The sequence below is a fragment of the Novipirellula rosea genome (assembly GCF_039541335.1).
GTDB classification, from domain to species: domain Bacteria; phylum Planctomycetota; class Planctomycetia; order Pirellulales; family Pirellulaceae; genus Novipirellula; species Novipirellula rosea.
Window position 1 is genome coordinate 14,163 of the sequence record NZ_BAABGA010000066.1, and the last position, 15,581, is coordinate 29,743.

9 protein-coding genes are annotated in these 15,581 nt (G+C 55.5%); 1 reads left to right on the forward strand and 8 read right to left on the reverse strand.

Going from position 1 to position 15,581, the window contains the following annotated elements; genetic code table 11:
* Positions 1 to 8 precede the first annotated feature (8 nt).
* The 5 genes from ABD971_RS24210 to ABD971_RS24230 all read right to left on the reverse strand — a co-directional run bounded on the left by ABD971_RS24210 (position 9) and on the right by ABD971_RS24230 (position 9,628).
* Positions 9 to 1,436 (reverse strand): efflux RND transporter periplasmic adaptor subunit, encoded by a 1,428-nt coding sequence (locus ABD971_RS24210; protein WP_345326337.1) that lies wholly within the window; start codon positions 1,434 to 1,436, stop codon positions 9 to 11.
* 181 nt (positions 1,437 to 1,617) lie between these two features.
* Positions 1,618 to 2,067: a hypothetical protein gene (locus ABD971_RS24215; protein WP_345326339.1), complete on the reverse strand. Its 450-nt coding sequence runs from the start codon at positions 2,065 to 2,067 to the stop codon at positions 1,618 to 1,620.
* A 144-nt stretch (positions 2,068 to 2,211) separates the two neighbouring features.
* Positions 2,212 to 6,204: an efflux RND transporter permease subunit gene (locus ABD971_RS24220; RefSeq protein ID WP_345326341.1), complete on the reverse strand. Its 3,993-nt coding sequence runs from the start codon at positions 6,202 to 6,204 to the stop codon at positions 2,212 to 2,214.
* 77 nt (positions 6,205 to 6,281) lie between these two features.
* Positions 6,282 to 8,624, reverse strand: a complete 2,343-nt coding sequence (locus ABD971_RS24225) for a heavy metal-binding domain-containing protein (RefSeq protein WP_345326343.1) — start codon at positions 8,622 to 8,624, stop codon at positions 6,282 to 6,284.
* 95 nt (positions 8,625 to 8,719) lie between these two features.
* On the reverse strand, positions 8,720 to 9,628 hold the full coding sequence (locus ABD971_RS24230; protein WP_345326345.1) for an anti-sigma factor family protein: 909 nt from the start codon (positions 9,626 to 9,628) through the stop codon (positions 8,720 to 8,722).
* Between the two features lie 273 nt (positions 9,629 to 9,901).
* Here ABD971_RS24230 and ABD971_RS24235 point away from each other — a divergent pair, with 273 nt between their 5' ends.
* Positions 9,902 to 10,318 (forward strand): hypothetical protein, encoded by a 417-nt coding sequence (locus tag ABD971_RS24235; protein ID WP_345326346.1) that lies wholly within the window; start codon positions 9,902 to 9,904, stop codon positions 10,316 to 10,318.
* Between the two features lie 64 nt (positions 10,319 to 10,382).
* Here the strand turns inward: ABD971_RS24235 and ABD971_RS24240 are convergent, their stop codons facing one another.
* From ABD971_RS24240 to ABD971_RS24250, 3 genes are read right to left on the reverse strand one after another with little or no spacing between them, the layout of a single operon-like run.
* Positions 10,383 to 12,866, reverse strand: a complete 2,484-nt coding sequence (locus ABD971_RS24240; RefSeq protein WP_345326347.1) for a 4Fe-4S binding protein — start codon at positions 12,864 to 12,866, stop codon at positions 10,383 to 10,385.
* Positions 12,863 to 14,011 (reverse strand): glycoside hydrolase family 62 protein, encoded by a 1,149-nt coding sequence (locus ABD971_RS24245; protein WP_345326348.1) that lies wholly within the window; start codon positions 14,009 to 14,011, stop codon positions 12,863 to 12,865. Before ABD971_RS24245 ends, ABD971_RS24240 begins: the two co-directional genes overlap by 4 nt.
* Positions 14,012 to 15,292: an FMN-binding protein gene (locus ABD971_RS24250; RefSeq protein WP_345326349.1), complete on the reverse strand. Its 1,281-nt coding sequence runs from the start codon at positions 15,290 to 15,292 to the stop codon at positions 14,012 to 14,014. It abuts the gene before it with no gap.
* Between the last annotated feature and the right edge of the window lie 289 nt (positions 15,293 to 15,581).

Consider the following 15,581-nt stretch of genomic DNA (forward strand, 5'->3'; position numbering starts at 1 on the left):
ATCTTCAATCAATGTGCCGCGTGCACGGTGCCGTCAGCATGCACATGCACACCGGGTTCTTTTCCGCTAGCCGACTGTGACTTGAGCACACGATTGAGCGAGGCGGCTGAGTTTTGTGCTAAGAAAGCTCCGATCGTGATACCGCCATCGTTGGCGATCACAACCGAGCGTCGATCTTCGTGCAGAACATGAACAGGAATCTGTTTAAACAGATCACCGTTTTGCCGGAACACGTACGCCTCGGGCCCCTCTCGCACAACCGCCTCCGCAGGCAGCACAAATACGTCATCGAACTTTTCCACAGGGACATGGATGCGAGCCCGTTGGCCAGGGCGAAAACGCCAGACGATGAAGACACGTCCCTGGTCGCCGTAGGATCGCGATTGATTTGACAACGGAACAAAGAAATCAAACGTCCGGCTGTTTGTATCGATCGAGTTCGACAGATGACGAATGTTGAACGTCTGATCCAACTGCGGCCAACGTCCACCTTGATCCTCGGCGAACTCGATTTCGATTGGCCGCCTTTCCTGGGCAGCTTGTTCGAGAAACGCAGCCTCGCGTTTGAATGCGTGACCGACGATATAAAGCATCTGGTGATTCGATAAGTTCGCAAGCAATTGGCCCGCTTGCACCTGTTGCCCCAGTTCGACGGCCAGCTCTTGAACCTCGTACGCGATCGGCTGGTCCTCCGCAAATTCGTTAACAAAATTGACCTGCTGGATTTCCTGAGGCACTGTACGATTTGCGAACGCGTCGAAATCTCGCACGGGCGGAGCGACCACGTCGACAGTGGAAACAAATGTTCCGGATTCGATCTGCTGCACTTGCTCCGGAGTCAGACCTCGCGTCAGCAACTCCTGGCGAGCGGCTTGGATCAATGTGTTCTGGCGACTGATTTCGCTTTCCAACTCGATCATCTTGGAACGCGAAACGGCACCGATGCTGACCGCTCCGGACAACCGGTCGATTTCGGCTTTCACAATGGCGGTTTCCTGCCGCGCCTTGAACAACTGCGTCTGCGTTGCTTGCAAGTATTCGCTGAACAAACGCAGCGAGAACAGCGGCTCGCCCGGTCGCATCGTGTCGCCCGGGAACGCATGAATCGCGGTGACGACACCGACGGCTGGCGATGTAACGCCACGATCGGACAGCCCCGGTCGGTCAGCAACTTCACCAGGAATGACGACCGTTCTCCAATATTCTTGCGGCCTGGCTGGTGCAGATACCAAACCCAGATTCTTCCTGGCTTGGGTGCTGATTTCCAGTACCGTTTGCTTCTCAGCCGGATTGCTCGATTGCTCTTCTGCCGGTGTTTCACTCGTTCCGTGGCTACCCAACAATTCGGCTCGAAAGAACCAGATCACCGCGACGGCAATCATGATCATTGCGGGACCGCTGAAGGTTCTAAGTAATGACTTTAAAGTTTTCAACATGGGTTCGTTCTCAACAGATTTCCAGCGGACAACACCGACCGCGCAGCGTTAGCCGCAAGGCTGAAATAGGCATTGGTAGGGGAGATGACAGCGGCAGCGAATCGAGCGGTAAAGCCCGCAGTTGTTGCCGCCGGATCACTCGGATTTGCACATGATCAAGGCATGCGCAAAGGAGCGTCCGCTATAGCCGAAGCGAGGCTGTGAGAAGATAGATCGGCAGTGTTGCAAGCGGATCCGGCGGAACGCTGGCGTGGTATCGACACCGTGTATCGACCACAACCGGCAGCGTTGACGCATCCAAATTCGCAGCGTAAACATCGATCTCAAACGATTGAGAATGACGCGTCAGCGATTGCCCAGATGCCGTCAGGTAAAGGGCATCCGAATCGTGATCCGATGCTGGCAAAATGCCTTCGGCATCCGCTGCTAAATCATCTTCACCGGCATGACGATCAGCGTGGTCGTGATCGTGTGATTCACCGTCATGATGGTGATCGTGCGAATGCAAATGGAGATGCGGACGCACGGCGTGACCCTCTGGTTCAGCAACGCCGGTCCCCGCGTGCGAATGAGGCAGAGCTTGCCCCAGCACAAAAAAAGGAATCAGCAGTAGTGAAACGAATCGGATCATAACGCAAATTTTAGTTACTCATTGACTCAACGACTAGAGCGGTTCCGGGGCGAGCGACAAGAAGCGTGGGAATAATGAGAGGTGGAACGTTTCTCGATCAGCCTCGCGACATTTGTTTTCTTCCCTTATTCCATACCTGCGAAATCAGGCATTTTCGACGAATCGCTCGTCCTTGATTCCTAGCCGCAGCTTCCATTCCATCGCGCTGCAGTACAGCACCGGAACCACGAGCATCGTGATGATCTCAATCGCCATCCCGCCGAAACTAGGGATTGCCATTGGCACCATGATGTCGCTGCCCCGACCGGTCGACGTGAGCACCGGGATCAAGGCCAGCAGGGTCGTTGCCGTCGTCATCAAACAAGGACGAACGCGTCGCATTCCGGCGATGACGGTCGCTTCGCGTGCATGATTCGCGTTTGCAATCCGCTCCTTGCGAAAACTTTCGTCCAAGTACGAAGCGATCACGACGCCATCATCGCTCGCGATGCCGAACAACGCTAAGAAACCGACCCAAACAGCAACGCTGAGGTTGATCGTGTGAACCTGAAACAACTCGCGCATATTCGTGCCTAGCAACTCAAAATCAAGGAACCACTCAGTTCCATAGAGCCACAACATGATAAATCCGCCAGCCCATGCAATCATGATCCCGCTAAAGACCAACGATGTCGTGATCGCCGATTTGAATTGCAAATAGAGGATCAGGAAAATGATTCCAAGCGCCAGCGGCAATACGATCGACAGCGTCTTTTGAGAACGAAGTTGATTCTCGTAGTTGCCTGCGAACGTATACGTCACTCCGGGTGGCAGCGTCAACTCACCTGAGGCAATCTTGGTTTCCAGGAATGCTTGGGCCTCTTCGACAACGTCGACTTCGGCATTGCCCGGCTTCATGTCAAACAGGACGTAGCCAATCAAGAACGTGTCTTCACTCTTGATCACTTGTGGACCACGCAGATAGCGAATGTCGGCCAATTGACCGAGCGGAATCTGTTGTCCCGTGGGTGCCGGAACAAGAATTCGCTCAAGTGATTCAATATCATCACGCAGTTCACGGGCGTAGCGGACTCGCACAGGAAATCGCTCTCGCCCTTCGACCGTCGTCGTGATTTGTCGGCCCCCAATCGCGATTTCGATCACGTCCTGAACCGTGCGAATGTGCAATCCATAACGCACGATTGCGTCGCGATCGATGTCGATTTCCAAATAGGGCTTGCCCACGATTCGATCAGCAATGACGGCCGACGCCTGCACCGAGGGCACTTGTTTTAGCATCGCTTCCATCTCGAGTGCGACTCGTTCGATGGTTTCCAAATTGGGGCCTTTGATCTTCATCCCCATCGGGGCGCGCATCCCGCTTTGCAGCATGACTATCCGAGCAGCAATCGGCTGTAACTTAGGCGCCGACGTTGTCCCGGGGATCTCGGCTGCTTCGGTGATCGCTTGCCAAATGTCGTCGGGAGTTTGAATTTCATCTCGCCATTGCCGAAACGGGCGTCCACCATCCTCGGTGATCAATTCCCCATCGGAATCACGCACGAAATCACCCGCTGCATCATCGAATTTGAATTCCAACCGACGACCGTTTTTGTCTGATTTGTATTCGGACTTGTAGGTGATATAGGTTTCAATCATCGACACCGGTGCGGGATCCAGCGGGCTGTCGGCGCGTCCGATCTTACCCACCACCGACTCGACTTCGGGGATCGAAATCAGCAGCTGATTTTGCAATTGCATGACGTCCATCGCCTCGCCAATCGAAGCGTGCGGCATGGTGGTGGGCATGTACAGAAACGATCCTTCGTCGAGCGGCGGCATGAACTCTTTGCCCAGCCCGGGAAGCGCGGTCGACGCCGCTTGCCAAGGCGACGACGTTCGGACCGCTGCTTCGGGAACCCCGACGGCGGCCAGTGTTCGAGGCACAAAACCAAAGACGCGATCGAACCCCAGCCATGCACATCCACCCCAGATCAAGATCACCGCTGGAATTGAAAGAAACATCAGCTTGTGGTTCAAACACCAACGCAATGTCGGCTCATACAAATAACGCTGAAACACGGTGAAGAACCCGAGGATGCCGCCGATCAACAGCCCGACAAAGATCAGGTTTCGCAGCAGACCTTTCTCGGGCCCCAGCGGCAACCAGTGATCCGTCAACAGCACGGCGACAACGACGACCGCCAAAACACTCGCTGCGGTAGGTCCATAGTGCCTAAACCGCTCAGGAATGCGGTCTTCCCACAATTTGAAGGTCGCCAACACAATCAAAATGGCCCCGATCCACCAAACGAGCATGATCGATGCCGCAATCCCCGCGCCCAAGAGTCCCAACCACGCCACACGCAACAGCAGCTTGGAACGAAACCGGCCTCCCATCAACACGTGAGCCGCAGGAGGAATGATCATCAGCGCGACCACGACCGAAGCGACCAATGCAAAGGTTTTGGTAAACGCCAGCGGCCGAAACAATTTGCCTTCCGCTCCGATCATCGTGAAGACGGGTAGGAAACTGACCACGGTGGTGGACACTGCGGTCACGACCGCTCCGGCGACTTCGTGTGACGCCCTGAAGATCAACGACATACGATCTTCGTCGGGATCCGCCTCGTCGAGATACTTCAATATGTTCTCGGTCAGAATGATACCCATGTCGACCATCGTTCCGATTGCAATCGCGATTCCCGACAGAGCGACGATGTTGGCATCCACCCCAAATGTCTTCATCGCGATGAAACACATTAGCACCGCCAACGGCAGCAGGGCACTGATCAAAAACGAGCTTCGCAGGTGAACGACCATCACAAGAATGACAATGATCGTCACCAAAATCTCCTCTACCAGCGCCGTGTTCAGCGTGCCGAGCGTTTCATAGATCAAACCGGTACGGTCATAGAACGGCACGATCGCAACTTGGCTCGTTGTAATCCACGCGGGCCATTGCTCGGCGGGGATCGATCGCAGGTGTTTCACCCACGCGGCATCATCAGAATCCCCCGCAGTGATTGCGTTCAATCCGTGCAAGTCGGCATAGTCGTCCACCTCGCGGGCGGTCACCCGGCTGTAATCGACAACGACCTTTGTCGGCAACCCGGGCGAAACTTCCTTGACACGTTGTTTGATATTCTTGATCGCCGAGAGCGGATTGAATCCGTATCGTACCACCGCAATGCCACCGACTGCTTCGCTGCCCGCTTTATCGAGTGCTCCGCGTCGCAGCGCCGGTCCGAGCGATACCGTCGCGACGTCCTTGACCGTGATTGGCACGTTGTCGGTCACTTTCACGACCGTCTTTTCCAGGTCCTCGACTTGCTCGACAAACCCCAGCCCCCGAATCACATACTCGACTTTATTCAGCTCGATCGTTCTCGCACCGACGTCCACATTGGTCATCCGCACCGACTCGAACACATTGGCTAGCGTCACGCCAGCGGCCCGCATCGCATCGGGATCGACATCAATCTGATATTCCTGGACAAAGCCGCCAATCGACGCCACTTCACTGACTCCTTCGGCGGACGTTAGCGAGTAGCGAACGTAATAATCTTGGATTGTCCTCAGTTCACGCGGATCCCAACCACCTGTGGGTTGCCCCGCAGGGTCACGACCTTCGAGTGTATAGAGAAAGACTTGCCCGAGTGCGGTGGCATCGGGTCCAAGCGTGGGTTGCACGCCGGTGGGCAGCGTGCCCGACGGCAGACTGTTTAGTTTTTCCAGCACCCGTGTTCGCGACCAATAGAAATCGGCGTCTTCACCAAAGATGATATAGATGCTCGAGAATCCAAACATCGAATAACTACGGATCGTCTTGACCTCAGGAATCCCCAATAAGGCCACGGTTAACGGATAGCCGATTTGGTCTTCGACATCTTGCGGGCTGCGTCCCATCCACTCGGTGAAGACAATTTGCTGGTTCTCGCCGATGTCGGGAATGGCATCAACCGGCACCGGATCGCGAGGCAACGTGCCGACTTGCCAATCGAACGGCGCGACCATCACGCCCCAGAAAATCGTTGCGATGACCAACAGCAACACGACCAACTTGTTGGTCAGACAGAACCAAACGATACGTCCGAGCATCGTCCGCGGCGCGGTGGACAGAGAAGAGTCCAGAGGATTGGGGTGAGAGTCAGACATTGTTCTGTGTTGCAAATCCAAGCCGCGTTTTTAAATACCAACCATCCGACGAGCAAAATCTTCTCCGCTACTTGTTACTACTTCCTCTCGTCCCTTGCCTCTAACTTCTCGATTCGATCCGCGCATTTCAACATCGACGCACCGTAATAGGGATTGCGAACGGCGTCATCCGACTGGATCCATGACGCGCCGCGGCCATCGAAGGCCATGGGGCAATGCATTTCATATAACGCTTGCGAAGCGGGCAAGCCGAACATCCGCTGTAGACTCAACATCTGCTCAGACAACAATGCAAAACTACTTCGCAGTGTTTCCAGGTCGTTGGCCTTAGAAAGCCTAGCAGTGATTTCGGACAAGTCACGTCGTTCTTTCGTCCAACGCTCGATCGCTTTCCCAGAGCCTTCGACCGCAGACGTTGCTGCGATCCAGTCGTGTAACTTCGAGACCGACTGTTTTGCATGTTCGCTTTCGTCCGCCGCTAACGCCTCGCTGATTGCTAGATAGATCGGCACAAGTTGCTTGATTTGAGTAACCACTGCCTGCGGTGCATCGAGCACTTCGACTGCGGGTTCGTCGTCATCCATTGACAATGCAAACTGATTTTTTAATTGTTCGATATGTCTGCGGGTGACGGCAAAGACACGATCGGCGTCACGCATGCTTTGAACATCCCGCCCTTCGACCGAATCATTTTGCAGCAACATCGCAAGCTCACGCCACAGCCCTGACAACTCGGGTGAAAGGTTCGCGGGAGGTACGCTTGCCAATTTTTCGCCCAGAGTGGCAAAGTTAGCTTGAATGGCTTGCAAGTCTGCCGATTCCAGCGATTCACGGAGCGTTTCATATTGATCCACCACCGCGATCGCCGCAGTCGTGAACGCCGGAGGCAGCGACATCGCGTGCCCCGACATTGCCATCGACGAATCGCGAGACGTTGGCGATTCATTACCGTGGTGATGTCCTGCGGATCCGCCGCCACCTTGAGGCGTCATCATCGAAGGCTTGGCTGAAATCTGCAGTGCACTATCGAGTTTAAAATTGCCATTGGTGACGACCAACTCGCCTTCGCGGATCCCCGATTTGACCAAGTAGCTGTCACCAGCACGAGCACCGATGACGATTTCACGGCCCTCGTACGTCGGTTTGTCCGCGTCAGGAATCTGGACATAAACAATCGCTCGCGTGCCGGTCAGAAGCACCGCCGAGACGGGAACCACCAATGGTTTCGCGGTATCCGAAGGTTCTGCGGTGACGTACCCCAACGATTCGGCACGCACAAGTGGCATGCCACAGATATCACAATTGCCTGGTTCGTCTTTGACAATCTCGGGGTGCATCGGGCTGATCCATTTACCAGCCAACGAGGCGTCTAGGACGCGGCCGCCTGCGGCGACGTTGGATTCCACGATCGCACGGACAAACATCTCAGGTTTTAAACGCCCATCTTCGTTGCTGACGTTGACACGAACCCGTACCGTGCGGGTATCGGCATTGAGCACCGGATCAATAAAAGCGATTTGACCTCGAAAAACTTCGCCGGGATAGGCTTCGGTGGTGAATTGGACCTGTTGTCCATAACGCAACCACGCCAAATCCGATTCGTAGGCATCCAATTGCACCCACAGATGACTCAGATCGGCAACCGTATAAATACGATCCCCCGTTTGCACACGTTCGCCTTCCTGTTTCAGCTTTTTTACCACGATGCCACCCACCGGCGAATAGATGGTGACCGATTCCGAAGGCTCACCTCGCTGCTCGATCTCTTGGATTTGCTCTTTTGTCATCCCCAGCCGCCTCAGTTTTTCGCGAGCGGATCCGGCCAAGTCGATCGGCTCGATGAAGCGTGAAGAGCGATTGGATGTCGCCGCCGATTCAGAGGCCGCGATCAATTCTTCTTGGGCCGTGTAAAGTTCCTCGCTGTAAAGCTGCACCATGTGATCGCCCTTGTTGACGTTGACACCGGTGTAATCAACAAACATCCGCTCGAGTCGCCCAGAAACCCACGCCGTAATGTGTGCTAATCGCGTTTCATCGTACTGCAACTTGCCCACCATTCGCACTTCGGCGGTGACATAACGCCGCTGGACGGGAACGGTTTCGACCTTCATCAACTTTTTGACGGCATCGCTAATCGAAACAGTACGGATGCCGCCAGCGGATTCGCGAACAGGAACTAAATCCATGCCACAGATAGGACAATCGCCCGGCCCATCGCGACGAATTTGAGGGTGCATCGAGCAGGTCCAGATCGTCGGCTTGCCTGGGTCAGCGACATCGTGCGAGGTGGATGTCGAAGCCGCAGTTGGCATTTGTGAATCGCCGCCGAACCATGACGCAACCGCAACCCCGACCAGCACAAAGCCAATGGCTTGGACGATCCAAAGTGCGTTGCGATGTCGCGTCAACCAATGATTCATCGTTGTCCCTTTGGACTGCGAGTACTCAGATTAGGTTTGCACCGGATGGAAGTCGCGAGCAAAGGAGCAGGACAAGCAGGTTGATGCGCGGCACTTCAGACTCCCTCGATCCCCACTCCCGCTCTTCCCGCTTTCTTCTCTAACCATTCCACCAATATTGCCACTTCGGCTTGGTCCCGCACGCCGACCGCGGTGACGTTTCGCGACCCCTGCTTCCAGGTCGCGGCGATGCTATGGTCGAGATCGATCAGGCAACATTCCTTGTCGCCACACGTGGCCATGTTGGACGGCCGATCGCCGAACCAAGCCGCCTGTTGGTCATCATGCTCGAATAACACCAATGTCGAACCGTCATTCCGCCGGCACACCGCTTTGACGCAAGTGCAGCAGGGCATCTTCAGCACGCTGGTCGAAGCCAACGAATAGCCGTCGGGCAATCCCCCCGAAACGATAGGCCGGTACCCAACTAATCGGACCGCGTCGTCGGCGTCGACCCGCTCGCCGTTGTACTTCGCTAGCAGCATCTGTTCCGCTTCGTCTGGATCACGGTGCAATTTTTGCAAATAGTCGTTCATCACCCCCGTGAATTCAGCTAGGTGTTGGTGCGACACGTCATGTTCGTCATGGTGCGAATGCAACGCGACTGCTGCCGCTGGTTCTTCCCCGCCGTACCAAAGCCCGAAACCAAGCAGCAGCAAGACCGACGCTGCCATCGAGACGAAGCCCGCGATATACGGCGACCGGCTAATCGAATCCGCAAGACGCCGGGGTAACGTCACCGGCTCGGGAATGGGCTCAACACCGGGCTTAAGTTCGCTTTCAATTCGCTGCCACAAATGGAGTGGTATCGCAGGCAGCGGGGCCTGAGCGAAATCCGAGCTAAGTGACTCGAACGAACTCAGTTCGGCGGCGCACTCGTCACACGCCTCGATGTGCCGCGCAACATCCGCTGCTAGGCCCGCCGACAGTTCCCCGTCGTGGTAGGCCGACAGACGTTGCTGCACGGTTCTGCATTCGTTTGAAGCCATCACTCGTATCTTTCCTGCAAAAACACTCTTATTTCCTGACAGACACATCGGCTGACATAATTTTGGATGCCTGGCGATCGAGTTTCTTCACCTGCGACAACAGAAATCCGAATTTCTTTTGCGACTTGATAAAAAATGGGCGAAGAACGGCGTGCTTCATGCATCCAAAATGCCCTCACACAGTTCACACGTGTGTCCCAAAACAGTTCATCCGAACATTCACATCCCATTCTTGCAAAGGTCACGTTGATGCGACTTACAAAAATCATCCCTCTCATTCTAGGCGGCCTGCTTGTTTTCGGCATCTACGGATGCAACACACCCTCGGCCGACCCCGTGACGCCGTCCGCGCCGGAGACCAGCGAAATAGTCGACGAACACGGTGAACACGGACACGAAGGACACGACCATGCCGCCGACGATCCTACGATCGATACTGATTCCCCTATGGCGAAGATGATGCCGGGACTCAATGAACTGTCACCGGAAGACTACAAGTCTGCGATGGCCCAACACATTTGCCCCGTCACCGGCAAGATGCTGGGAACCATGGGAGCCCCCGAGAAAGTGGACGTGAACGGCGAGTCGGTTTGGATCTGCTGCGATGGCTGCAAAGACAAACTGCTGGCGGACCCCGAAAAATACCTGGCAAAGTTAAAACAATAACCGCAGCCGACTCATCCGCTCGGAACCATAACAATGAGATCAGCTGGCAAGGTCGCGACCGAATTTAATCGGACAATCCGAAGGGATCCGCGTCCGTGTCGGCCGATTCCATTCCGAACGGATCCTCGGTCGACTCGTCGATGGAGTTCGCGTTCGGGGATGGTGTCGGGGGCACCGTAGACACGACGTCGATTTCCATTGCATTAGGGGTTCGACGTTTCGCTTGTTCACGCAGTGCGATATACGAACCTTCGTGCAGCCGATCCTCTTTGCCCTCACCAGCTTCAATGATGATGGCCGAGCGAGACAGTAGTCCTTCGGCTTTGACGTTGATGGCGTAACATCGCGTTTGACACAAACCACAACCGACGCACTTGTCATCCAGGACTACGGGCGCCAGATAGCCTGTGCCTTCGACCGGTTGGCCGGCTTCGTCCAGTTCGGTTCCGACCTGGGTGAATTCGATCGCGTGGTAGCCCGCTGCGTCACATTCTTGCACACACAAATCGCACGCTGCGGTGCCCGCAAAGGGCAGGCAAGTCGATTCGTTGACGATCGCCAATCCCATCCGTGCGGCCTTTTTCTCTTCGATCACCAGCGGCCGAATCGCACCCGTCGGACAAACTTGCCCACAAGCGTTGCAGCTCGATTCACAGCCAGCCCAATCGGCGACCACCATCGGTGTCCACAGTCCTTCGAGTCCCTGCTGGAATCCCTCGGGTTGCAGCACGTTGTTCGGGCACGCTTTGAAACATTCGCCACAGCGGATGCACATTTCCAAGAACGATTGCTCGGGGACACTTCCCGGGGGTCGAACCAGTCGTGGCGAATCGGGATCATCCAAATTCGCTCCCCACGCCTTGGTCACGCTGGCCAGCCCGATTCCGCCAACCGCGGCCGCCGTGCTGCCGGCGGCGAGTGAAAGGAAACCGCGGCGCCCGAGCGGCGTTTCGTTTGTCGGCGGATCATTGTCCACCTTGAGCTCGACGACGTTCCAGCGTTCGACGAATTTGATCGCGTGTGTGGGGCAAACACCGCCACACGATTGACACATCGTGCAGTCCGAAGTGCGGGTGGTGAAGTCGGGCTTGATCGCATCAAACGGACAAATCTCGACACACTTGTTGCAATGGATACAGGACGATTCGACTTTGCGCTCGGTCACACGAAAAAGATTGCCTAGCGAAAACACCGCACCGCTTGGACAAACGTACTTGCACCAAAACCGAGGACGCAAAAACCCCAGCGACAACACGGCGATAAACAGCCCGATCGAAACGAATTGGCCTACACCGATGCGTGGCACAAGATGCCAACCGCGAGTCACGCCGCTGTGCAGCGGATCACCGATAAACAACATCGCTCGAGTGATCACGGGGATCGCAGAAACAACCCCCGACACCAACACGCCGAACACCGCAGCGATCAAAGTGCCTGCCAACAAGTAATATTTGATGTGAACCCACCATCCATCGTCGGCGACATTGAACCGCGTTGTCCGCCGAGTGATCGCCCAGTCGAACAGATCGATCGTGGTCCCCAACGGGCATAGATACCCGCAAAACCCGCGAGGAATCAGAATACACACGATCAAGATCGCCGCCGCCGAAACCAGCGACGCGATCCAACTACGTGACGCGACCGCCGTCGACAAACTGACCAACGGGTCGATCAGCAGGAAACTCTCCGCCGGAATGAATTCTTTAGCCGAAAGGTTGTCGGCATAGTGCGACGGCCATGCTTGCAGATCATGCTGGGCCAGTTGGAAGGAACCCGAACCACTTAAAAACGCATCCAACATTGCCGGAGTGGCTGCTTCACTCGGCGTCAAGCGAATCTGCTTTCCCTCGCGTTCAGTTACCACGAACTGTCCAATCGCAGTAACCGATTCCGTGGCAGTCGCCTGGGTAGCGATGCGGTCGTCGACGACAAAAAGGGTCGTGCCGGAATTGATTTCCCAGTCAGATGGCGAAGCCGAATGGGAACTTCCTTGAGTCAAGACAAACTCGCCACTTTGCTGATCAACGGATCGCAACGACCAACCGTGCGAAACGCTGCCGGGCGGCAGAGGGCGAGCACTGTATGGCCAGCACACGTAGAAAAAAAGCAGAACAAAGGTGACCAGACAGACCGACTGCACCACGCGTCGCACTGGCGTCGCCAACCACGACACGCCCAATTTCCGCAAGGATTTTCGAATCCACCCCCGCTTCTTTTTGAGTCGATCCGATTGAAAGCGAGCGGGAATCCAGCGTCGCAACAGTCGCCCAGGGAACGTATGCGACGGAGAATTTCCCGGTGCAATTCGGCGAAGTGCGGGCAAAAACCAATCCAACCGAATCATAGCGGTGGATCGGCCTCGATCCAGAGTCGTCAACAGCACTAACGACGCGGCCGTCAACAACACCGCCGCAACCGTGATCGCCAAAGCGAATCGATCGTGAAACAGGTCACGGTAAAACGCGTGTTCCGTCATCGCGGTGGTGATTAACACCATGGCAAGGGTCGCCAAGGCAGCGGCGAGCAGGTAGTTTCGCAACGGTTTCATTTTGCGGAACCTTGTAATTCCAAAAGCCCTAATCGCCACGGAATCTGTCCATAGTTCCCGCTTTGATACTCCGGATCGTTGGCTCCTTGGAACAACAAACGAAGTTCGGCAGGATCAATCTCCATCGTTTCACTCGATCCATCGCGGATCAATTCGCCGTGACTGTAGGACGTCGCCCATGACTCGTTTTGGTTGACGACATTTTTAGGTGAGACGAACGGCTGATCGCGACTTGCCGCCAACGGCGTCCACTGTCCGTCCAGCGCATCTGCGGTGAAGGCTTTGAAGTAGCGCCGCTTGCCAGCTTGGGCTTCGACGATGGTTAAAAACCGGTTTTGGCCTTTCAATTTGTAGGTATGACTTGCTTCGAAGATATCCGCCTGCAGCACCACTTTGGGATCCGTCCAACCGTGGTTGGGGAAATTGTGCTTTGCCGTTTCCGCTCGCCACATTTGGCCGTTCAACGTGGTGAAGAACAGGTGTGCCTTTTGCTCGTCACAGATCAGCCAATAATCAAGCCCCGCCTTGGCGCCTTCTTTGACAACATACAGCGGCTCGGGACGAGTCCAGCGTTCAGGTTTGGAAATATCGTCATTGGTCGAGTAACACGGGCCGTACTTCAAATTGCGAGTCTCATCGCTGGCTTGATAGATCAAATACCATTTTTGGTGCGGCTGGAAATAGAAGATTTGGGGCGCTCCGTGGTATCCCATCGTCAGATCCAGCACACTCCAATCGGCATCGCTCGCATCCGCCCAATCGACGAACGATGCGTACCCGATTCGAATACGACCATCGCCTTGCTTCGCTTTTCGCAAGGTACAAAACAAATGCCAACGACCTTGGTGCCGCACGATCGAAGGATCTTTCAGGGCCAGCCAAGGATGTTGTGATGATTTGGGCAGCCGTGCGGGATCCACCGCAATCAGCGGCGGGCTGACACGCCAGCGAAAATCGCCGCTTCGAAACGGATCGTTTTCAGACGGCGCCGTGGTTGCAAGCTGCGTTTGGGTAATCGAGAGGGAATTCAGTTCTTGGGCGATGCCATCCGCCGATTGCCCGAGGCAAGCGGACAACGAGCAAACCGCCACCGCTAGTCTGATCCTCATCGCAGCCGGCGTGATCCGAGTCGACAAGCGTGTCATCTAATTTGCACCCTTTGCCAACGCGCGAGCGGTCGCACTGACGATCGCTTGAGACGTGATCGTTGCCCCGGAGGTACCATCGACATCCTGGATTCCTTGCTGGTCGATGATTTGTGTCGTCGTATCCGTTAGCGCCGAGTAAAACTGTTTTTCGCTGTGTTTGGTCACGCGAACGTCGCGAATTTTCTGATCCGCCACCGTCACCTCCACATCCATCTGGCCGTTGTATCCCGTGCTGTGAGCCGTGTACGTTCCATCGGCGACTCGGCTGACGTCGGCCTTGTCAAACAACTTGATCGCCTCGATCGATTCGGCGGCTCGGGCTTGGTACCGTTTCAAATACTCGGCGTTGCGGGCTTTGTTGATGTCCAGCACTCGTTGGTAGTACTCGATCGCCTCGTCCAGTCGTCCGGCACCCCGAAGTGCATCGCCGGCGTTCAGGAAGGCTTCGTTGAACGAGTTCGTGTTGGCATAGCTTGCCGTTAACGCCATCGCCTTGTCCACCTCACCCATATCCCCAAGCAGCTTGATCGCGTTGAGATGCAGACTGCGGCCTTTTAACATGTCCATTGCCATCGGCTTGCTGCCCAAACGCCAATAGCATTCGGCCAGATGGATCCCGGTCGGAGTGGTCGCTGACACCTTGGCTTTTTGCAACCAATAGGCGGCCCGCGGATAATCTTGCAGCAACGTGAAGTACATCTCACCGAGCTTTTCCATGTCACGTTTCAGTAGCGTTGGATTGCGTTGATGACGTTCCATCACATGATGCACCAACTTGATGCCCGGTTTCCAACGCGAGACGTTTGGATTGACGCGACCCCAAATGTATTGCCCGATATTTTTGGACTCGTCCCATTTCCCCGATGGCTTCAGTGGCCAATCGAGATCGAGCGAGGAGGGATGATTCATGTCAGTCGAAGCGAGCCAATCGGGCGGAGTGCCGCCGACTTGTTCAATGTGCTTTCGCAGTTCGGCGGGAGTTCGTGTTGTCTCGCCGGTGGATGTCTCGCCGGCCGACATCGCTTGCTTGGGAGTCAAGACAAAGCGTTTACCGTTGAACGTGACCGCATGCACGCTGGCGTACGGGTAGGTGCGAATCACCGCGGTCTGGCCAAACTTGGATGAAAAATCAAACTCGCGTGCGTCCTTGCGAATCTCGAGCATTTTGCCGGTCAAGGTGGACCCGTTTACAAACTCGACCAAATCTTCGCCAAACGCGGCAGGATGCGACAAGCAGACAACCAGCAACGCAGCCCATCCCATTTTCGAATACAGCATTCCCATTTTCCTCGATTTGGTCAAATCTCTGTGCAAGAAGATACGCGGCCCTGATGCATTCACGGGGGCTGAGCGTCCATGGGGACAGTCTCGCGTTTGTCGCATGACTTGAATCCGATTGCACCCCACGCTCCAAATTCTAATCATCTTGGATCGCCCCGTGGTGCAGAGTCCGATACGAATTGGCGAGGACTTTGTGAGCCGTGGGCCGTAAGGCACCGGGTAATGGCGTGGGCCCCGGCCGCTCACACGTCACGGCTCACTAATTCGACGGCGTTAGCCGCGGGCC